Source organism: Luteimonas rhizosphaericola (assembly GCF_029888045.1).
Classification (GTDB): domain Bacteria; phylum Pseudomonadota; class Gammaproteobacteria; order Xanthomonadales; family Xanthomonadaceae; genus Luteimonas; species Luteimonas rhizosphaericola.
On record NZ_JARXRN010000028.1, the window covers coordinates 638,537 to 657,999 of the forward strand.

Here is a 19,463-nt window from a genome sequence, read left to right on the forward strand (position 1 = left end):
GGAGCAGGCTCGGGCAGCCGGCTAGGGTGTCTAGGCAACTGGGGAGTGGTATGCCGATGATCCGTCCAACGCGTCCGCACGCGCCCGCGAGGGCTACCCGTCCGGGCGGCTTCACCCTGATCGAACTGATGGTCACCGTGGCCGTGATCGGCATCCTCGCCGTCGTGGGTGTGCCGGCGATGGCGGGGCTGGTCAACGCCAACCGCATCACCGCAGCCAACGAGAACCTGACCGCCGCGCTGCAGCTGGCGCGGGCGGAGGCGATACGGCGGAGCGCCAGCGTGACCGTCTGCGCGAGCACGAACGGTACCACCTGCGTCAACCAGGCCAACTGGAACCGCTGGATCGTGATTGGCCGCGACAACGCGGCATCCGCTGCCGGCCCGGAAGTGATCGATGTCATGCGTGACGAGACGATGCCCGGCAACATGCAGCTGAGTGGGCCGGCCGCCGGGATCCGGTTCCGGCCCTCGGGGCTGATTGATGCGGAGCAGACGCTGACCGTCTGCCTGCCGACCGACCACCCGTCCCAGAACCAGCGCGTCGTCACCGTCATGCTGGGCGGCGGGGTGCGTACAACCAAGAACAACGGTGGAGGAAGTTGTCCGTGATGTCCAATTCTGCAAGGCAGTGGCGCGCGTCGGCAGGCCGGCGCCTCGCGGCCCGCCGCGGCATGCGCGGCCTGAGCCTGATCGAGATCCTGGTCTCGGTCGTGATCCTCGGCATCGGCTTGCTCGGCGTGGCCGCGATGCAGTCGCTGGCCCTGCGCGGCGGCCAGAGCTCGCTCGAGGCCAGCCAGGTTGTGATGCAGAGCAATGCCATCATCGAGGCGATGCGCGCGAATCGCGCCAATGCAGGCGCCTACAACACGGGCGGGGCATGGGTCTGCGCCGCCGGTGCAGGTGGCACGCTGGCGCAGAACGATATGGTGAACTGGATCACCACGCTTAAAGAGAACGTCAGCGGGACGGTTAATGCAGCTGCCGACGTGACCACGTGCGGGCAGATCGCCGGTTGCCCGGATGCGTGCGTGGTCAGCGTGCGCTGGGATGACTCCCGCGCTGGCGGCGACAACGATCGAACGTTCACGACCCGGACCCGCATATGAGCACGCACACCCTGCGCAGGCGTCGTACCGCACGGGCGATGGGCGGCTTCGGCCTGACCGAGCTAATGATCGCGATGGTCTTGGGGCTGATCGTGATCGGCGCCGCGTTCGCAATCTTCCAGAGCAGCCAGACCACGTTCCGCTCGAATGAAGGATTGAACCGCATCCAGGAGACCGCGCGTGCCGCGTTCGAACTGATGTCCCGCGACATCCGCGCCGCAGGCGGTTCCGCCTGCTCCAATTTCTCCGTCGTCGAGGGCGCCGGGGCGTTCACGGAGCAGTTCCGCAACAACGCGGTCAGTGGAAACGCGAACTCGCTGCGGGTGGTGTCGGGTGACGATACCGCCTATCGGGTGACCAACTCGACCGTTAATTCGGTGACGTTGCACGCCGATGATGTGGATGACGCGACTGACGTGTTCCGGGTCAACGATATCCTGATCCTGTGCAACGCGCGCAAGACACACGTGGTGCAGGCGACCGCCGTGGGCACCAATACGGTGACGTTTGCCGCATTGCCGGGCGGTTACGTGCCCACCGCCGACCAGTACGCGCCGCCGGCGGCTGTCGTGCTCGCACGCTATCGCGACGTGAACTGGTCCGTGGGGGCGAATCCGCGCGGCGGCAGTTCGCTCTGGGTCAGCAGGAATGGTGGGGCCGCCGAAGAGGTGGCGGAAGGTGTGCAGAACATCGCCTTCACTTATCTGCGAGAGGGCGCCACGAATTATGTCGCTGCACCGGCAGACTGGCGGGACGTGGTCGCTGTGCGCATCACCATGACGCTCCAGGGCGCGGATGGAGAGGGCAATGCCCTGACCCGAACCGTGTCGAACGTGGTCAGCATGAGGGGGCGGACGCTGTGATGTTGCGCGCATATCAACCCGGCCCTGTCGCGCGCCATCGCGAACGCGGCATCTCCTTAGTGGTGGTCCTGATCCTGCTGGTGGCGGTGTCGGTGCTTGGCATCGCCGTGCTGCGCAGTTCGGCCATGCAGGAGCGCATGAGCGCCAACCTGCGGGACCGCAACCTGGCGGTGCAGACCACCGAGGCTACTCTGCGTTTCGCACAGGAACGACTGGCCGCGGGAGCTTGGGATACCGCCTTGCCGGACGCCACGAGCTGTAACAATCTCAGCATCTGTCCCACAGGCTCGGCACCCCGCTGGCGGGCCATGCCTGCCGGCAGCTACGACGCGCAGATTCCCGACCCGCCGGAGTACTGGATCGAGTATCTCGGCCAAGGTCCCGCGCGCAAAGGGAGCTGTGACCAACTCCCCCCCACGCTCGACTGCTTCAGCCCGATGTATCGAGTCACCGCGCGCACACGTAGCGTTGGACGCGCGGACGTGGTCATGCAAGCCAACATCATCAGCCGCATCCCGGAACCGGGGACCTGACCTATGAACAACCGCAAACCCATCCAGCGCCCAGCGGTGCGGCCGGTGCCTCGTCGCCATCCGTGGAGGGCGGCGGCAGCGGCATTCTGCGCGACGATGCTGGCCTGGCCTGCCGCCGCCAACTTCGACGTCCCGAACGACCCGTTGACCACGGGCTCGCGCGTGCCTCCGAACATCATGTTCATCCTCGACAACTCGGGGTCGATGGCATTGATCTCGATGCCAACGTTACCGGAGGATTTCGATGTCCAGCCCATCGGTTATTCCGGAACGGGGACGGGCGCCAGCCGCACCGGTCTCCGGGATGATCCGCACGACCGTTCCTACTTGAATAACGGCGTGTACTACAACCCAGCGGTGACCTACCAGCCTTGGATGACCGCCGACGGCGTGACTCGGATGACTGGGGGCACGAGCGTTAGTGCCGCCTACTCCAACTGGAACCTGGCGTCGGGCTCGACGATCGATCTGCGCGGTAGCACGGAGTCGGTCTTCTATGTGCCGCATGCCGGCGTACAGGCTTCCACATCTCCCAGCCCGACTGACTACGACCGCTACAGCATCAATTCGGCCGGCGAGGTAGTACGAAGTGTGTATAGCAGGCCCACGGCCAACCCGGGGCTGCCCGCAGGGCCCTATTCGTCCAGTAACGGTAACGTGGTCGCTACGGTCAACATTACTGTTCCGACAGGAACCGAGATCCTTCAGGTTTTCACGACCGGAGGAAACAGTCGCGTACGATTGGATCTCTACCGCAACGGCAATGTCGAGTGCACATCCCAGAATGGCAATGGTGGTGAGTCCTGCTCTGTTTCCGATCCGGCATCCGGAACGTGGCAGGCCACCCTGCGCCGTGACGGAAGCGGTGGAAACGCCAATTTCACCGGCGTGAGGATCGATGCGCAAGTCGATGTCCCCACGCCCGCCGTACCAAATGCGTCGCGGACCCAAGCCCAGGAGCTGGCCAACTTCGCCACGTGGTATTCGTATTTCCGCACCCGCTTCAAGACCGCGAAGGCCGGCGCTTCCGAAGCGTTCTCGGGCTTGAGCAACGAACTGCGGGTCGGTTATACGCCGATCAATGGCCGCTCGTCCCACCTGAGCGCGACGGGTACTCAAGCCATCATTCCGGTTAACAGCAACAACGGCCTGTTCGAGTCGAACAATCGGACCAACTGGTTCACGAGCATGCAGTCGGAAGTCGTCAGTGCCGGTTCTACACCGTTGCGTACGACACTCAAGGCCGTGGGTGACTATTACACACGCTCGGACACCAACGGACCGTGGGGACCTGGCGCGCTTGCGAGCCAGCTCTCGTGTCGACAGAGCTTCTCGATCCTCACCACGGACGGTTACTGGAACGACAGCAATCCGAGCGGCATAGGTGACTCGGATGGTGACGGGAATGGCCCCACGCTGGGTGACGTCGCCGACTTCTATTACAAGAACGATCTGCGCGACAACCTTTCTAACAATGTGCCGACCTCCAACGCCGATCCGGCCAATTGGCAGCACATGGTGACATTCGGGCTGTCGATCGGTCTGCGCGGCAATATGCAGATCACCAACCCCCCTCCCGCGTCGAATTCCCCGCTCTGGACTAATCCGATGGACGGCGAAGACGCCGATCGCATTGACGATCTCTGGCACGCGGCGGTCAACTCTAAGGGCCGCTTCGTGGCGGCGAGTGACCCCCAGGCTTTCTCGCAGGGACTGCAATCGGCACTCGCCGCCATCGTCGAGCGGACGGGTTCGTTCTCGAACGTGGCGGCGAACTCGACCACGCTCGATGCCGGGTCCCGCGTCTACCAGGCCAATTACGTATCAAGCGTATGGACAGGCGAACTTCGTTCGCAACCAGTGACTGTGGCGGGCGGCGTTCAGGCTGTGGATTGTTCGGGAGCCGCGCAGCCCAGCGTCGGCTGGTGCGCCTCCAAGGGCATCCCGACCACCGGCCGTAACGTGTTCACCTCGGATGGTCGTTATCACAACGACGGATCTGGTACGCCTGCGCTGGACGCCACCACGGCCAACCAGCCTGCGCGCGCGTTCCCAGACCAGGCCACGAGCGGCCAGCTGAGTAGCCTGACCAGACCGGGCGTGACCGGAGCGAACAACGCCGCCTACATCGCGGGCGCGCGTACGCTTGAAGAAAGCCAGACCAACGGTTATCTGCGCAATCGCAACCACCTGCTCGGTGACATCATCGGTTCGTCGCCCGCTTATGTGCCGGGGACGGGTGGTTCCGCCGGAACGGTCTATATCGGTGCCAACGACGGCATGCTCCATGCGTTCGACGCCGCCAATGGCAACGAACTGTTCGCCTACATTCCCGGCATCATCAACTGGCATAACCTCGCCTCGCTGAGCCGCCCCGACTACGGCCATCGCTACTTCGTCGATGGCCCGATCGTGGTGTCCTCGCGCCAGCAGACGCCGAACCAGAACATCCTCGTCGGGGCGCTCGGCAAGGGCGGGAAGGGGTTGTTCGCATTGGATGTGACCAATCCTTCCACTTTCGGAACGGGAAACAACGTCAAGTGGGAGCGAGCCGAAACGCCGCTCGGGAATATGGGGCTCGTGCAAGGACGTCCGTTGCTGGCCACCGTGCCCGATACTGGCACCGGCACAAATGCCGTTGTCCTCGGCAATGGCGTGAACAGCACCAACGGTCGCGCCGCGCTCATCGTGCTTAACCTGGACACCGGGGCCGTCATTCGCGAGATCGCCGTGGGAACCGCCGGCGTGCCCAATGGGCTGTCTGCACCGACGGGTGTCCTGGGCGCTGACGGAAGGACTCTCAGCTACGTTTATGCCGGCGACATGCTGGGTAACGTCTGGAAGTTCGATCTCACAAACACCAATGCGGCTTCGTGGACGGCGACGCGCCTGTTCACGGCAACCAATGCGGCCAACCAGGCGCAGCCGATCAGCGGAGCGGTGACGGTTGCGACGCATCCGCGCAGCAACCAGCGCTGGGTGTTCTTCGGCACTGGCCGCTACCTGACGACGGCCGACGTCGCCAGCACAGCCGTCCAGAGCATGTACGGATTCGTAGACGACGGTACCGCGATCGTCCGGAGTGGAACGGGCGCCAACCTGACCCAACGCACGATCCAGGTCACCAACCAGACCAGCAACGGCTTCCCGGTGCGTGGCTTCGAAGTGAGTACGCCCTTGCCGCCAGATTCGAAAGGCTGGTACATCGATCTGCCAGCCAGCGGCGAGAGGATTGTGCAGGACGCGCAGGTCGTGTCCACCTTCCTGATCACCGCCAGCGTCATCCCGAGCGGCGATGCCTGCGAATCAGGAGGCAGCGGCTTCATCAATGCGCTGGACGCGTTTACCGGAACCAGCGCCGGCGGCTCCTATTTCAATCTTGACGGCAATGGCGGTACCAACGAGGTGGTTGGAACGCCGGCAAGGCCGGTTGGTTCGGTGAACGTCGGAGGCGGAATGCCGACGCTGCCCAACCTGCTTCGCGGCCGCTTCGTGGTCGGGGGTTCGGGCGGTTCCGATGTGCGCGGGACACAGACCCTGGCACCCCGCTGGGATCGGGCGTCGTGGCGTGAGATCAGGGGAGAGTGATGGGCATGTACAGACACGCCGCGCGTCGTGGTGCTTCGGGATTCAGCCTGGTGGAGCTGATGGTGACGGTCGCGATCATCGGCATCCTGGCCTCGATCGCGCTGCCGAGCTACAACGAACACGTGAGAAAGGGGCGTCGCGCCGGGGGCGCAGCCTGTGCGGCAACGATGGCGCAGGGAATGGAGCGGCATTACACGGCAGCGTTGACCTACGCGACGGCACCCAACGCGGACACGCTCGACAATCGCTGCGATCCCGATGCGCTGCGGTTCTACAGCATGCGCGTCGAACAGCTTGCTGCGAAGACATACCGCATTACCGCCACACCGAGAGACAGGCAAGTTGGAGACTCGTGTGGGACGCTCAGCATCGACCATACGGGGGCCAAGCAGCCGGCCACAGCGGGATGCTGGTGAAACCGGGAGGGCGTTGATTTCCATTCGCTGAAAACGCACGAGGCCCGCATCGCTGCGGGCCTCGTGGTATCCGGAATCTGGCGCCCGAAGTTGGACTCGAACCAACGACCCCCTGATTAACAGTCAAGTGCTCTAACCGGCTGAGCTATTCGGGCGGGCAGGAGATTGTAGTCGGCGGTCGGGAGCCGGGCAACCCGGGGTTCGGGGCGACGGCGACACGTCGGGCGCAGCGGGACAGCGGCCAAGGCGGTCTGCTTGCGTTGGGGGCGTTTGGGCGACGGGACGGCCCCTGCGTGCCCCTCAGCCCGGGCACGCCCCCGGAGCCGCGGGCCTGAACGTCCGCGGCCGGCCGGCATTGTTCACGATCACCGCGCCCAGCAGGCTGCCGGCGTCGTTGCAGACCGAGACGGTGAGGTTCGTGCCTGCGCTGCGGCCATCGGGCAGGTAGCGCAGTTGCGTGCGCCCCACCGTGCCGACAAGCCGGAGGGTCGGGCTCATCGGCCGGGTCTCGACCCGCAGGATCTCGTCGTCGGCGTCCGGCGCGCGGTTGCCGTCGCGGTCCAGGAACACCATCCAGCCCCCGCTCCAGTCGGTGGAGCCGTCGCAGGCGACACCATCGCGTGAAGGACACAGGATGGCGGGCTGGCGATAGGTGATGGCCGACATCCGGGCCAGCTGCATCTGGGTCGCCAGCGCGCCCATGGCGGCGCCCGCGCGCTGCCGCTCCAGCACTTCTCCCATGACCGGCGCGGCAACCGCCGCACACACGGCCAGGATCGCGACCGTCAACGTCATCTCGATCAGGGTGAAACCGCGCACCTTCGTGCCCATCCCGACGCCCTCCGTGGCAGTGGACCGACAGCATGGGCCCCGGCTCCTGCCGGGACGATCAGTCACCCCCGTCCCCCGGGGTAGGAAAATCCCCAATCCGTCCCCATCACGGGGGCTCGATACACTGGTTCGCCCGCTCCCCGGTCCCCCATGACGAATCCCCTGCATCCCGCCGCATTCCAGCTCGTCTCGCCGTACCAGCCGGCCGGCGACCAGCCGGCGGCGATCGAGAAACTCGTGGAAGGCTTCGAGAGCGGGCTGGCGCGGCAGACGCTGCTGGGCGTCACCGGCTCGGGCAAGACCTACACCATCGCCAACGTCATCCAGCAGGTGCAGAAGCCCACCCTGGTGATGGCCCCGAACAAGACCCTGGCCGCGCAGCTGTACGGCGAGTTCAAGTCGTTCTTCCCGCACAACGCGGTGGAGTACTTCGTCAGCTATTACGACTACTACCAGCCCGAGGCCTACGTGCCCTCGTCGGATACGTTCATCGAGAAGGACAGCTCGGTCAACGAGCACATCGAGCAGATGCGGCTGTCGGCGACCAAGGCGCTGCTGGAGCGGCGCGACGCGATCATCGTGTGCACCGTGTCGGCGATCTACGGCCTGGGCGATCCGAACGAGTACTTCCGGATGGTGCTGCACATGGTGCGCGGCGAGCGCATCGACCAGCGCGAGCTGATCCGCCGCCTGACGGAGATGCAGTACGCCCGCAACGACACCGAGCTGCGGCGCGGCACCTACCGCGTGCGCGGCGAGGTGGTCGACGTGCACCCGGCCGAGTCGGACGACGAAGCGCTGCGGATCGAGCTGTTCGACGGCGAGATCGAGAAGCTGACCCAGTTCGACCCGCTCACCGGCGAGACCCGCCGGTCGCTGGCGCGCTACACCATCTACCCTAAGTCGCACTACGTCACCACCCGGCGCACCACGCTCGAGGCGGTCGAGGCGATCAAGCTCGAGCTGCCGCAGCGGCTCGAGCAGTTCTACGCCCAGAACAAGCTGGTCGAGGCGCAGCGGCTGCAGCAGCGCACCCAGTTCGACCTGGAGATGATGGCCGAGGTGGGCTTCTGCAACGGCATCGAGAACTACTCCCGCCACCTCACCGGCCGCATGCCGGGCGAGGCGCCGCCGTGCCTGTTCGACTACCTGCCGCCCGACGCACTGCTGGTGGTCGACGAATCGCACGTGACCGTGCCGCAGGTGGGCGCGATGTACAAGGGCGACCGCTCGCGCAAGGAGACGCTGGTGGAGTTCGGCTTCCGGCTGCCCTCGGCGCTGGACAACCGCCCGCTGCGCTTCGAGGAATGGGAGCTGCGTTCGCCGCGCACCATCTTCGTGTCCGCCACACCGGGCAAGTACGAGATCGAGAAGTCGGAGGGGCAGGTGGTCGAGCTGGTGGTGCGGCCGACCGGCCTGATCGATCCGGAAGTCGAGATCCGCCCGGTCGCGACGCAGGTCGACGACGTGCTGGGCGAGATCCACCAGCGCGTCGCGATGGGCGACCGCGTGCTGATCACCACGCTCACCAAGCGCATGGCCGAGAACCTCACCGAGTACCTCGGCGAGCACGACGTGCGCGTGCGCTACCTGCATTCGGACGTGGACACGGTCGAGCGGGTGGAGATCATCCGCGACCTGCGCCTGGGCAAGTTCGACGTGCTGGTGGGCATCAACCTGCTGCGCGAGGGCCTGGACATGCCTGAGGTGTCGCTGGTGGCGATCCTCGACGCCGACAAGGAAGGCTTCCTGCGCTCCACCGGCTCGCTGATCCAGACCATCGGCCGCGCCGCCCGCAACCTGCGCGGCAAGGCGATCCTCTACGCGGACCGGGTCACCGATTCGATGCAGCGCGCGCTGGACGAGACCGACCGGCGCCGGCAGAAGCAGGTGGAGTACAACACCGAGCACGGGATCACGCCGCAGTCGGTGGTGCGGGCGGTCATGGACATCATGGAGGGCGCGCGCGACGAGCCGGCCGCGGCGCGCGCGGCGGCCCGCGGCAAGCGCGTGGCCGACCCGGCCGAGGACTACGCCGCGCTGGACCCGGCCAAGCTCGCCTCCCGCCTCAAGGCCCTCGAGCAGCAGATGTACCAGCACGCGCGCGACCTGGAGTTCGAGGACGCGGCCCGGGTGCGCGACGAGATCCGCAAGATCAAGGAAGCCACGCTGGCGGGCTGAACGGGGGGGCGGAGGATGGCAAGCCCGGTCGGGTTCGGCTAGAATTCGCCTCCCGCCGTACCCTGGCGGGTCCCTCCTTGGCCCCAACGCGGGTGGGAGCGGAGAGCAGACCATCGGGCCTGGCCCGGTCTTGCTCCACGTTACGGGCGGTTAGCTCAGCGGTAGAGCACTACCTTGACATGGTAGGGGTCACAGGTTCGAACCCTGTACCGCCCACCAGACCCGGCCACACGGCTTCGGCGTCTGGATCGAAACCCGCCGACTGGCGGGTTTTTCGTTTCCGGGGGGGCGACATTGCGCCGCTAGGTGCTTGCGCTCGAGGCTGGGCTCACCTCGCGATCGGTCCGGAGGGTTCGTTCCATCGACACGGCCCGGAGTCGATCCAGTTTGAAGCACCGTCCTCGACAATGCTCAGCCGTGCCCGCCGGCGCCGGCCGGGGATCGAGGCAAGCAAGACAGGACGGCCTTGCGCGCGAATCAGGGCAGGATGCCCCGACCGAGCGGAGAGCGATCCCCCCGCCGACGGGACGCGGCGTCGACCCGGAGACGCGAGCGGGATGGCCCAGGCGCCTTGATCGTCTCCCCTGCACGGGAGAAAGCCAAAAAAAATGCCCCGGCCGGGGGAGAGCCGGCCGGGGCTGCAGGGGCGCGGAGGCGCCGTCTGGATCAGAAGCGGTAGTTCACGCCCAGCAGCCAGGTGCGGCCCCACTCGATGTGCTCGAGCGGACGGTCGCGGGTGCCGGCATAGGTGCGGTAGGACTCGTCGGTGATGTTGCTCGCCTGCAGCAGCACGCTCAGCCCGCCCAGGCCGGTCTCGTCGCCGAACGCGTAGCTGATCTGCGCGTCGGTGATGTTCTCGCCCACCACGTAGCGCAGGGTGCGGTCGCCGTCGAAGTTGCCGATCTCGCCGATGAAGTCCGACCGCCGGCGCTGGCTCACGCGCGCCTCGAAGCCGCCACGCTCGTAGTAGGCGGTGAGGTTGTACACGCGCTTGGACAGGCCGGGCAGCATCACGTTCTCGCTGCCCACGCTGCTCTGGGCGTTCGGCGGCGGCGGGATGGTGATGTCGCTGTCGTTGAAGCTGGCGCTGGCCACGATGCCGAAGCCGGTCAGCGCCGGCGTGAACAGGTCGAGCGGCAGGGACGCGGTCAGTTCCAGGCCGCGCAGCGAACCGCCTTCACCGTTGTAGGGCGCGGTGAAGCGGCCGGTGGTCTGGGTCGGCGGCTCGTTCGGGCCGGGCACGTAGTCGACCAGCAGGTCGCTGAAGTCGTAGCCGTCGCGCGCCTCGGTGTAGATGTAGGTGCGCAGGTCCTTGTAGTAGAACGCCGCCGACACGTACGCGCGCTGGCCGAAGTACTTCTCGTACGACAGGTCGAACGCATAGGCCCGCCAGGGATCGAGCTCGGGATTGCCGCCCGACCCGCCGGGCTCGCCGGTCGCCGTGTTGACGCCGAACTCGAGCGAGGCGCGCAGCTCGTCCACGCGTGGCCGCGCGATCTGCTCGGCCAGGGCCACGCGCAGGGTCTGGTCGGACGTGAGCGAGAACGCCAGGTTCATGCTCGGCAGCACTTCCGTGTACGACTTGCCACGGGTGATCGGCTGCACGTTCTGGCCTTCGGGCAGGGTGGCGTCCCAGTAGCGGGAGGTGGACGACTGGTCCACGCGCTGCACCTGCACGCCGACGTTGCCGCGCACCGGCACGCTGCCCCACTGGGTGTCGAGGTTGGCGCGCGCGTAGCCGGTGGCGATTTCCTCATCCACCCGCCACGCCTTCGGGATCAGGTAGGAGAGGTTGTCGACCGGGATGAAGCTCATGTAGCGCGCGACCGCCTCGGGCACGTTCCAGGACGGGATCATGCCCACGCCGGCGAAGCCGAGGTCGACCAGGCCGTACTGCAGGTCGTCGGCGATCGGCGTGTCGCCCTGCGCGCCGAGGTTGATGTTGCCTTCGGGCTGCCACTTGCTCTTCTTGCGGTCGGCGTAGTTCAGACCCAGGTCGAAGTCGATCAGCCACGCCGCGGCTTCCGGCGCCGGGATCGAGGCGTCGACCCGGAATGCGCGCAGCTCGTCCTCCACCCGCGGCGTCTTGCCGTAGCCGGAACCGTAGATGGTGTTGGTGAGGTAGAGCGAGCCGGGATCCGAGTAGTCGCGGTTGGGAACCAGCTGCGAGAAGTCGTCGCTGCGGAACTCGAGCGCGACCGAGTCCAACTGCGGGGCCGGCAGCAGCTGGGTGTTGTTCTCGAGCACGATCTCGTCGCGCTCGGTCTTCGAGTAGCTCACGTCGGTGTTGAGCTCGACCGCGCCCAGGTTGAAGGCGTTGTTCCAGCCGAAGGCGTTGATCTCGTCCTCGCGCTGGTTGTACATGCCGCGCACCAGCGGATAGACGTTGTTGGCGACGCCGCCGGTGAACGTGCCGTCGGCGTTGATCACGGGGTTGGTGACTTCCAGGCGCCCGTAGCCGCCGTTGTAGTCGCCGATGTGGACCTCGAACTGGTTCGCGGTGCTGACCTGGTCGGCCTGCGAGTGGAACAGGTCGAGGGTGCTGGTCCAGACGTTGGACGGCCGGAACTGCAGCGTCATCATCACGCCGTCGCGTTCGGTGTTGCCGGTGCGACGCAGCGCCTTGATGCCGTCGGAGTAGAACGTGCCGGCCGGCACGCCGGGGCGCCAGCCGTCGCCGATGGCCTGCCACGGCTCGTACAGGCCCACCTGGTTCTCCTGGATCGGCGTGTTCGAGTGCGAATAGCCGATGGAGAAGCCGAAGCGGCGGTCCTCGGACCGGGTGATGTAGCTGGCGTTGATGCGCTCGCCATAGCCGGACGCATCGGCCGCGTTGCCGAGCGAATTGTGCTGGCCGCGCACGCTGACCACGCCGGTCGGCTCGTCGAAGCTCAGCGGGCGCACCGTCTGCATGTCCAGGGTGCCGGTCAGGCCCTGGCCCACCAGTCCGGCGTCGGGCGTCTTGTACACGGTGACGCCGCTGATCAGCTCCGAGGGGTACTGGTCGAACTCGACGCTGCGGTTGTCGCCCGTGCTCACCATCTCGCGGCCGTTGAGCAGGGTGGTCGAGAAGTCCGGCGACAGGCCGCGCACGCTGATCACCTGCGCACGTCCGGCCACGCGCTGCGCGGACAGGCCCGGCAGGCGCGCGAGCGATTCGGCGATGCTGACGTCGGGCAGCTTGCCGATGTCCTCCGACGAGATCGCCTCGACGATCGAGGTGGATTCGCGCTTGACCGAGATCGCGCTCTCGATGCCGCGACGGATGCCGCGCACGACGATCGTGTCGAGTTCGGCGGCCTCGGCCTGCGGCGTTTCGGCCGTGTCGCCGGTTTGCGCGTCCTGCGCATCGGCCTGTGCGGCGGCCAACGTGATGGCGGATGCGAGCGCGAGGCTCAGCAGGTTGCGCTGTGGATTCAACATGTCCCCTCCCGAAGGATCAGTCGACGTCTGTGGTGTACCCCGGCGCGTGCGGACGCGTTCGCAAGCGCGGTATCCATGGCTGGATTCGATGGTAGGCGTGCAGCGGACGCGGTGCGCCACGCTGCATACGTATTCATGCGGTTGCGGGCTGCGGTTCCGTCACCGCGGCGAGCTGTGCGTACCAGGCGCCGTGCGCGGGCAGTGCGAGTCGGCCGGAATCGAAGTGGGCCTGGGCCAGGCCGTGCCCCGCGAGCGATGCCGGCGCATGTGCCCACGATGGCAGCGTCATCGACACCGGCGCGTCGCCGAGGTTCAGCACGACCAGCACGCGCTGTTCGTGGGTCTCGCGCACGAAGGCGAGGACCGGTTCGGGCGCATCGATGAAGCGGATGGCGCCCTGCCTCAGGGCAGGCTGGGTGCTGCGCCAGCGCAGGAAGGCGCGCACGCCGTTGAGCGTCGAGGCCGGGTCGGTCTCCTGCGCGCGCACGTTGATGCCCAGGTGTTCGGCGGGGACCGGCAGCCACGGCTCGCCGTCGCTGAAGCCGCCGTTCGTGTCGCCGGTCCACGGCATCGGGGTGCGGCAGCCGTCGCGCCCCTTGAAATTGGGCCAGAACGCGATGCCGTACGGATCGCGCAGCGCCTCGAACGGCACGTCGGCCTCGGGCAGGCCCAGTTCCTCGCCCTGGTACAGGCATACCGACCCGCGCAGCGAGCACACCAGCGCCACCAGCAGTTTCGCCAGCGCCGGCGTGGCTCCCGTGCCGCCCCAGCGTGTCACCGCCCGGCGCACGTCGTGGTTGGAGATGGCCCAGCACGGCCAGCCCTCGGTCATGGTCGATTCGAGCCGCTCGACGGTGTGGCGGATGTAGCCGGCGCTGAAATCGTCGGTCAGCAGTTCGAAGCTGTAGCCCATGTGCAGCCGAGCGGGCGTCACGTACTCGGCGGTGGTCGCCAGCGAATCCTCCGAGGAGATCTCGCCGAGCGTCGTGGCCCCGGGATAGCGGTCGAGCAGGGCGCGCAGCGACTCGAGGAACGGCAGGTTCTCCGGCTGCGTGTTGTTGTAGTGGTGGTACTGGTAGGCGTAGGGGTTGTCGGTGCTGAAGCCGCGCCCGGTGCGCAGCGCCGCCGGCTTGGGCGGGTTGTCGCGCAGCTGGCGGTCGTGGAAGCAGAAGTTGATCGCGTCCAGGCGCAGGCCGTCGACACCGCGATCGAGCCAGAACTGCACGTTCTCCAGCGTCGCCCGCTGCACCTCCGGGTTGTGGAAGTTCAGGTCGGGCTGCGAGGCGAGGAAGTTGTGCAGGTAGTACTGCTCGCGCCGCGGTTCCCAGCGCCATGCGACGCCGCCGAACAGCGACATCCAGTTGTTGGGCGGCGTGCCGTCGGGGCTGGGGTCGGCCCAGACGTACCAGTCCGCCTTCGGGTTGTCGCGGCTCATCCGGCTCTCGCGGAACCAGGCGTGCTGGTCGGAGGTGTGGCTGAGCACCTGGTCGATCATCACCCGGATGCCGAGCGCATGCGCCTTGTCCAGCAGGCGGTCGACGTCGTCGAGGGTGCCGAACAGCGGGTCGACGTCGCGGTAATCGGCGATGTCGTAGCCGAAGTCGGCCATTGGCGAGCGGAAGAACGGCGAAATCCACACCGCGTCCACGCCGAGGCTGGCGACATGGTCGAGCCGGTCGATGATGCCCGGCAGGTCGCCGACGCCGTCGCCATTGGTGTCCTGGAAGCTGCGCGGGTAGATCTGGTAGATCACCGCGCCGCGCCACCAGTCCTGGCTGTTCCGTGCAGACACCGTGTTCTCCGCGACCCCGTTCGGTGGCGCGCACTATTCCACAGCGATCCGCCGGCGCGACCGCCCATGCGGCATCGAATGCAATGAATACGTATGCAGCGGCATGCCACGAGCGCCGCCCCGGTTCGACCGGGGAAGCGCGTCCGGGCGCATGAAACAAGGGATTTTCGTGCGATCCGGGCGCCCGGCGACGCATCACGCGCGCCCGCGCGCCCCGCGCCACAGCGCCGCGCTTTGTGGTCACAATGCGCCCCATCGCAGCGGGGGAGTGCGGGACGGATGGCGAGCAAGCCGCAACTGTCGTTCTGGCAGATCTGGAACATGTGCTTCGGGTTCCTGGGCATCCAGTTCGGCTTCGCGCTGCAGAACGCGAACGTCAGCCGGATCTTCCAGACGCTCGGCGCGGACATGGAGCAGGTGCCTGGGCTGTGGATCGCCGCGCCGCTGACCGGGCTGCTGGTGCAGCCGGTGATCGGCTACTTTTCCGACCGCACCTGGACAAGGCTCGGGCGACGGCGTCCGTACTTCCTCTGGGGCGCGATCTTCTCCACGCTCGCGCTGTTCGTGATGCCCAACTCGCCGCAGCTGTGGATCGCGGCGGGCACGCTGTGGATCCTCGACGCCTCCCTGAACGTGTCGATGGAGCCGTTCCGCGCGTTCGTGGGCGACCAGCTGTCGCCGCGACAGCGGCCGACCGGCTATGCGATGCAGAGCTTCTTCATCGGCGTGGGTTCGGTGATCGCCAGCCTGCTGCCCTGGCTGCTGGCCAAGGCCGGGGTCGCCAATACCGCGGGCCCCGGCGAGGTACCCGACACCGTGCGCTGGGCGTTCTATGCCGGCGGCACCGTCCTGCTGCTCGCGATCCTGTGGACGATCGTGCGCACGCGCGAATACCCGCCGGAGGTGTTGCGCGGATTCGACGATGCCGAACCGGCGGGACGCGCCGGCGGGGCGGTCCACGTGCCCGGGTCGACCGGTGGCTGGCCGTGGCTGCTGGCCGGGTGCGCCGGCGCCGTGCTGGTCTGGCGCCTGGGCTGGGACCGGCTGCTGTACGTACTCGCGGCGCTGCCGCTCGCGTACGGCCTGTTGCGCGTGCTGGCGCCGCGCCTGCGGCGCGAGTCGATGCTGGCCTCGCTGACCGCCGACCTGCACGCGATGCCCGCCACCATGCGCCAGCTCGGCGTGGTGCAGTTCTTCTCCTGGTTCGGCCTGTTCTGCATGTGGATCTACACCACCGCGGCGGTCACCGGCACGCACTACGGCACCACCGACACCGCGTCGGCGGCCTGGAACGAGGGCGCGAACTGGGTCGGCGTGCTGTTCGCGGCCTACAACGGGTTCGCGGCGCTGGCGGCGATCGCGATCCCGTGGATGGCGCGCCGTTTCGGCCTGCGCGGCAGCCACCTGTGCAACCTCTGGCTCGGCGGGCTCGGCCTGCTGTCGATCGCCTTCATCCGCGACCCGCAGTGGCTGCTGCTGTCGATGGTCGGGGTGGGTTTCGCCTGGTCCTCGATCCTGTCGCTGCCCTACGCGATGCTCTCCGACAGCCTGCCCGCCGGGAAGATGGGCGTGTACATGGGCATCTTCAACTTCTTCATCGTCGTCCCGCAGCTGGTCGCGGTCAGCACGCTGGGCGTGGTGCTCTCGCGCGCGCTCGGCGGGGAGCCGATGCATGTGCTGATGCTCGGCGGCGTCAGCCTGCTCGTCGCCGGCCTTTGCGTGCTGCTGGTGCGCGGCGAGCGCGGGCATGCACGCGCCGCCGTATCCGCTTCTTCCGGAGGAACTCCCTGATGTCTGCACGCCTGCTGACGAGCGTCTTTGTGCTCGCACTGCTGTCCGCCTGTGCCAGCACCCCGGCGCCGCGCGCTGGCGCCGGCGTCGACGAGGCGTACGGCACGCTGGAGCCGTTCGCGTCGGAGGCGGTGTACTTCGTCGTCACCGACCGCTTCGTCAACGGAGATCCGGGCAACGACCATCGCGAGCAGGGCGGCGCGCGCCGCACCTTCGACATTCCGCTGGAACCCTGCGACGGCGTGGCCGGCAACATCGGCTACCTGGGTGGCGATTTCCGCGGCCTGGCCGACAACCTCGACTACATCCGCGACCTGGGCTTCTCCGCCGTCTGGATCACCCCGGTGGTCGACAACCCGGACGAGGCCTTCACCGGCGGCCAGCCGCCCGGCTGCAACAGCAGCCTCGCCGACCACGGCAAGACGGGCTACCACGGCTACTGGGGGGTGAACTTCTTCGAGATCGACGAGCACCTGCCCAGTCCGGGCATGGGCTTCGCCGACCTGGCCGCGGCGATGCGCGCGCGCGAACTCCGGCTGGTGCTGGACATCGTCGGCAACCACGGCTCGCCCGCCTGGAGCATGACCGCCGATCAGCCCAAGTTCGGCAAGGTGTTCGGGCGCGACGGCCGCCTGCTGGCCGACCACCAGAACCTGCCGCCGCAGCGGCTCGATCCGGCCGGCAACCCGCTGCACGCGTTCTACAGCAACGTGGGCCCGGTGGATGCGGCGCAGGGCTCGATCTACGACGGCAACCTGGCCCAGCTGTCGGACTTCGATGCCGCCAACCCGGCCGTGCTCGACTACCTGGTCGAGGCGTATTCGCACTGGATCGACCAGGGGGCGGAGGCCTTCCGCATCGACACCATCGGCTGGATGCCGTCCTCGTTCTGGAAGCAGTTCGCCGACCGCATCCGCGCGAAGCGGCCGGGCTTCTTCATGTTCGGCGAGGCGTTCGATTACGACGCTGCCAACATCGCGGTGCACACGCGTCCGGAGAACGGCGGCGTGAGCGTGCTCGATTTCCCGATGAAGCAGGCGATGGAAGAGGTGTTCGGAACGAAGCAGGCCGGCTTCGAGCGCCTGGCGCCGGCGCTGTTGCTGGGCGAGGGCCCGTACGCGAACGTGTACGACCTGGCCACCTTCTACGACAACCACGACATGCCGCGCATGGAGGCGAGCGACGAAGGCTTCATCGACGCCCACAACTGGCTGTTCACCGCGCGCGGCATTCCGGTCGTCTACTACGGCTCGGAAGTCGGCTTCATGCGCGGGCGCGGCGAGCACGCCGGCAACCGCAACTACTTCGGGCAGGCCCGTATCGACGCGGCGCCGGAGAGCGCAATCCACCGGCACCTGCGCCGCATCGCCACCCTGCGCCGGGACACGCCGGCGCTGCAGCGCGGGCTGCAGGTCGACCTGCGGCTGGAGGGCGACACGGCTGCGTTCTACCGCATCTACCAGCATGCCGGCACCGCGCAGACCGCGCTGGTGCTGCTGAACAAGGGCGACCGGGCGCAGCGCATCACGGTCGACGCGCTGGTCCAGCCAGGTGCCTGGCGCGATGCCTTCGACGGGACGCCGGTGCGGATCGACACCCGCATCGATCTCGAGGTGCCGGCGCACGGCGTGCGGGTGCTGCTGCGCGACGCACCGGTGGACGCACCCGCGCTCAAGACCGCGGTCGCAACCGCGATGGCGCGTCCGCGCGCCGAGTAACCGGCGTGCGCGCGGGCGCGACGCGGTGGTGCGCACCGCCCGCACCGCACCCCAGCGCCTGCGTGGCGCGCAGGCCTGCGGACCGACCGGTGCGGGGCTTAGAGCGCCGCGCCGCTCGAGCGCCGCACCACCAGGGAGGTCTCCAGGCGCGTGCTCTCGGCCGGCTCGCCGTTAACCAGGCGCACCAGCGCGTCCACCAGCAGCTCGCCGGCGCGGATGGTGTCCTGCACCACGGTGGTCAGCGCCGGTGTCGCGATGCGCGCCGCCGGGATGTCGTCAAAGCCGACGATCGCCACGTCCTCGGGGATGCGCAGACCGCGCGCCTGCAGCGCGTGCATGGCGCCGATCGCGATCAGGTCGCTGGCCGCGAACACCGCGTCGAACGGCAGGCCGCGCTCGAGCAGCACGTTCGCGGCCGCGAATCCGGAGTCCTCCGCGCTCTCGGCATCCACCTGCAGCGCGCGGTCCAGGCCCGGCCCACCGGCCGCGCGCAGGCCGGCGTCGCAGCCCGCGAAGCGGTCCAGGAACTCCGGGTAATGGTTCGACGCGTCGCCCAGGAACGCCACCCGCCGACGCCCGGCCGCGGCCAGGTGCGCGCCCGCCAGGCGCCCGCCGCCGACGTTGTCGCAGCCGATCGACAGCCCCGGCTGGTCAGGCATCACCGCGCCCCAGCGCACGAACGGCGTGCCCTGTTCGACCAGTTTCGTCAGCTTGCCCTGGTGGGCGAGGTAGTCGCCGTAGCCCAGCAGGATCAGGCCGTCGGCCTTGTGGCTGTCGCCGTACTCGGCGTGCCAGTCGTCGGAGAACTGCTGGAACGAGATCAGCAGGTCCTGGCCGTGTCGGGCGCAGGCGCGGGTGATCGAGCCCAGCATCGGGAAGAAGAACGGGTTGATGTGCGACTCGTCCGGGGTCGGGTCCTCGAACAGCAGCAGCGCCAGGGTGCCGGCGTGCTGGCGCCGCAGCCCCGAGGCGTTCTTGTCGACCTTGTAGTTGAGCTGCTCGGCGATCGCCAGGATCCGCTTGCGGGTCTCCTCGTTCACCATCGGGCTGCCGCGCAGTGCGCGCGACACCGTCGGCTGGGAGACCCCGGCCAGGTGGGCGATGTCGAGCGAGGTGGGTTTGCCGCGGATGGTCATGCCAGGGCGCCTGGGGCAGGGCGGCATGATGCCACCGGGCCGTGCGCGCGCCGCGACGCGCCGCAGCATCGCCCGATCCGCGC

General features: G+C 67.8%; 13 protein-coding genes and 2 tRNA genes. 10 read left to right on the forward strand and 5 right to left on the reverse strand.

Features of this window, described 5'->3' with window-relative positions:
- The first annotated feature begins 56 nt into the window (after positions 1–56).
- From QFW80_RS15525 to QFW80_RS15550, 6 genes are read left to right on the forward strand one after another with little or no spacing between them, the layout of a single operon-like run.
- Positions 57–611, forward strand: coding sequence for a GspH/FimT family pseudopilin (locus QFW80_RS15525; protein WP_280602880.1), 555 nt, complete (start codon positions 57–59; stop codon positions 609–611).
- Complete coding sequence (locus QFW80_RS15530) at positions 611–1,108, forward strand: prepilin-type N-terminal cleavage/methylation domain-containing protein (RefSeq protein ID WP_280602881.1); 498 nt, start codon at positions 611–613, stop codon at positions 1,106–1,108. The genes QFW80_RS15525 and QFW80_RS15530 overlap by 1 nt, the downstream gene beginning before the upstream one ends.
- The gene (locus tag QFW80_RS15535; protein ID WP_280602882.1) at positions 1,105–1,971 is read left to right on the forward strand and encodes a hypothetical protein; all 867 of its coding nucleotides are present in this window, start codon (positions 1,105–1,107) and stop codon (positions 1,969–1,971) included. The genes QFW80_RS15530 and QFW80_RS15535 overlap by 4 nt, the downstream gene beginning before the upstream one ends.
- Positions 1,971–2,504 carry a pilus assembly PilX family protein gene (locus QFW80_RS15540; protein WP_280602883.1) on the forward strand — a complete coding sequence of 178 codons (534 nt, stop codon included), beginning with the start codon at positions 1,971–1,973 and terminating at the stop codon, positions 2,502–2,504. The genes QFW80_RS15535 and QFW80_RS15540 overlap by 1 nt, the downstream gene beginning before the upstream one ends.
- A 3-nt stretch (positions 2,505–2,507) precedes the next feature.
- Positions 2,508–6,092 (forward strand): pilus assembly protein, encoded by a 3,585-nt coding sequence (locus tag QFW80_RS15545; RefSeq protein WP_280602884.1) that lies wholly within the window; start codon positions 2,508–2,510, stop codon positions 6,090–6,092.
- A gap of 5 nt (positions 6,093–6,097) precedes the next feature.
- On the forward strand, positions 6,098–6,508 hold the full coding sequence (locus tag QFW80_RS15550) for a type IV pilin protein (protein ID WP_280602885.1): 411 nt from the start codon (positions 6,098–6,100) through the stop codon (positions 6,506–6,508).
- Between the two features lie 78 nt (positions 6,509–6,586).
- Here QFW80_RS15550 and QFW80_RS15555 read toward each other — a convergent pair.
- Both QFW80_RS15555 and QFW80_RS15560 read right to left on the reverse strand, forming a co-directional pair.
- A tRNA-Asn gene (locus QFW80_RS15555) sits at positions 6,587–6,663 on the reverse strand.
- Between the two features lie 145 nt (positions 6,664–6,808).
- Positions 6,809–7,339 carry a GspH/FimT family pseudopilin gene (locus QFW80_RS15560; RefSeq protein WP_280602886.1) on the reverse strand — a complete coding sequence of 177 codons (531 nt, stop codon included), beginning with the start codon at positions 7,337–7,339 and terminating at the stop codon, positions 6,809–6,811.
- Between the two features lie 150 nt (positions 7,340–7,489).
- Here QFW80_RS15560 and uvrB point away from each other — a divergent pair, with 150 nt between their 5' ends.
- Positions 7,490–9,520: an excinuclease ABC subunit UvrB gene (uvrB, locus tag QFW80_RS15565; protein WP_280602887.1), complete on the forward strand. Its 2,031-nt coding sequence runs from the start codon at positions 7,490–7,492 to the stop codon at positions 9,518–9,520.
- A 144-nt stretch (positions 9,521–9,664) separates the two neighbouring features.
- Positions 9,665–9,739 (forward strand) — tRNA-Val (locus tag QFW80_RS15570).
- A 447-nt stretch (positions 9,740–10,186) separates the two neighbouring features.
- Here QFW80_RS15570 and QFW80_RS15575 read toward each other — a convergent pair.
- On the reverse strand, positions 10,187–12,943 hold the full coding sequence (locus tag QFW80_RS15575) for a TonB-dependent receptor (RefSeq protein WP_280602888.1): 2,757 nt from the start codon (positions 12,941–12,943) through the stop codon (positions 10,187–10,189).
- A gap of 133 nt (positions 12,944–13,076) precedes the next feature.
- On the reverse strand, positions 13,077–14,735 hold the full coding sequence (locus QFW80_RS15580) for an alpha-glucosidase family protein (protein ID WP_280602889.1): 1,659 nt from the start codon (positions 14,733–14,735) through the stop codon (positions 13,077–13,079).
- A gap of 279 nt (positions 14,736–15,014) precedes the next feature.
- Between QFW80_RS15580 and QFW80_RS15585 the strand changes: the two genes are divergently transcribed.
- Both QFW80_RS15585 and QFW80_RS15590 read left to right on the forward strand, forming a co-directional pair.
- Positions 15,015–16,526, forward strand: a complete 1,512-nt coding sequence (locus tag QFW80_RS15585; protein WP_280602890.1) for an MFS transporter — start codon at positions 15,015–15,017, stop codon at positions 16,524–16,526.
- The gene (locus QFW80_RS15590) at positions 16,526–18,244 is read left to right on the forward strand and encodes an alpha-amylase family glycosyl hydrolase (protein WP_280602891.1); all 1,719 of its coding nucleotides are present in this window, start codon (positions 16,526–16,528) and stop codon (positions 18,242–18,244) included. The genes QFW80_RS15585 and QFW80_RS15590 overlap by 1 nt, the downstream gene beginning before the upstream one ends.
- A gap of 98 nt (positions 18,245–18,342) precedes the next feature.
- Here QFW80_RS15590 and QFW80_RS15595 read toward each other — a convergent pair whose 3' ends face one another.
- Positions 18,343–19,380 carry a LacI family DNA-binding transcriptional regulator gene (locus QFW80_RS15595; protein WP_280602892.1) on the reverse strand — a complete coding sequence of 346 codons (1,038 nt, stop codon included), beginning with the start codon at positions 19,378–19,380 and terminating at the stop codon, positions 18,343–18,345.
- Between the last annotated feature and the right edge of the window lie 83 nt (positions 19,381–19,463).

What these genes read in the sequence shown, in the direction of transcription:
- QFW80_RS15585 (WP_280602890.1), top strand. Translation starts at nt 15,015, where the DNA reads ATGGCGAGCAAGCCGCAACTGTCGTTCTGGCAGATCTGGAACATGTGC.
- QFW80_RS15525 (WP_280602880.1), top strand. Translation starts at nt 57, where the DNA reads ATGATCCGTCCAACGCGTCCGCACGCGCCCGCGAGGGCTACCCGTCCG.
- QFW80_RS15560 (WP_280602886.1), bottom strand. Translation starts at nt 7,339, where the DNA reads ATGGGCACGAAGGTGCGCGGTTTCACCCTGATCGAGATGACGTTGACG.
- QFW80_RS15545 (WP_280602884.1), top strand. Translation starts at nt 2,508, where the DNA reads ATGAACAACCGCAAACCCATCCAGCGCCCAGCGGTGCGGCCGGTGCCT.
- QFW80_RS15530 (WP_280602881.1), top strand. Translation starts at nt 611, where the DNA reads ATGTCCAATTCTGCAAGGCAGTGGCGCGCGTCGGCAGGCCGGCGCCTC.
- QFW80_RS15550 (WP_280602885.1), top strand. Translation starts at nt 6,098, where the DNA reads ATGTACAGACACGCCGCGCGTCGTGGTGCTTCGGGATTCAGCCTGGTG.
- QFW80_RS15575 (WP_280602888.1), bottom strand. Translation starts at nt 12,943, where the DNA reads ATGTTGAATCCACAGCGCAACCTGCTGAGCCTCGCGCTCGCATCCGCC.
- uvrB (WP_280602887.1), top strand. Translation starts at nt 7,490, where the DNA reads ATGACGAATCCCCTGCATCCCGCCGCATTCCAGCTCGTCTCGCCGTAC.
- QFW80_RS15540 (WP_280602883.1), top strand. Translation starts at nt 1,971, where the DNA reads ATGTTGCGCGCATATCAACCCGGCCCTGTCGCGCGCCATCGCGAACGC.
- QFW80_RS15595 (WP_280602892.1), bottom strand. Translation starts at nt 19,380, where the DNA reads ATGACCATCCGCGGCAAACCCACCTCGCTCGACATCGCCCACCTGGCC.
- QFW80_RS15590 (WP_280602891.1), top strand. Translation starts at nt 16,526, where the DNA reads ATGTCTGCACGCCTGCTGACGAGCGTCTTTGTGCTCGCACTGCTGTCC.
- QFW80_RS15535 (WP_280602882.1), top strand. Translation starts at nt 1,105, where the DNA reads ATGAGCACGCACACCCTGCGCAGGCGTCGTACCGCACGGGCGATGGGC.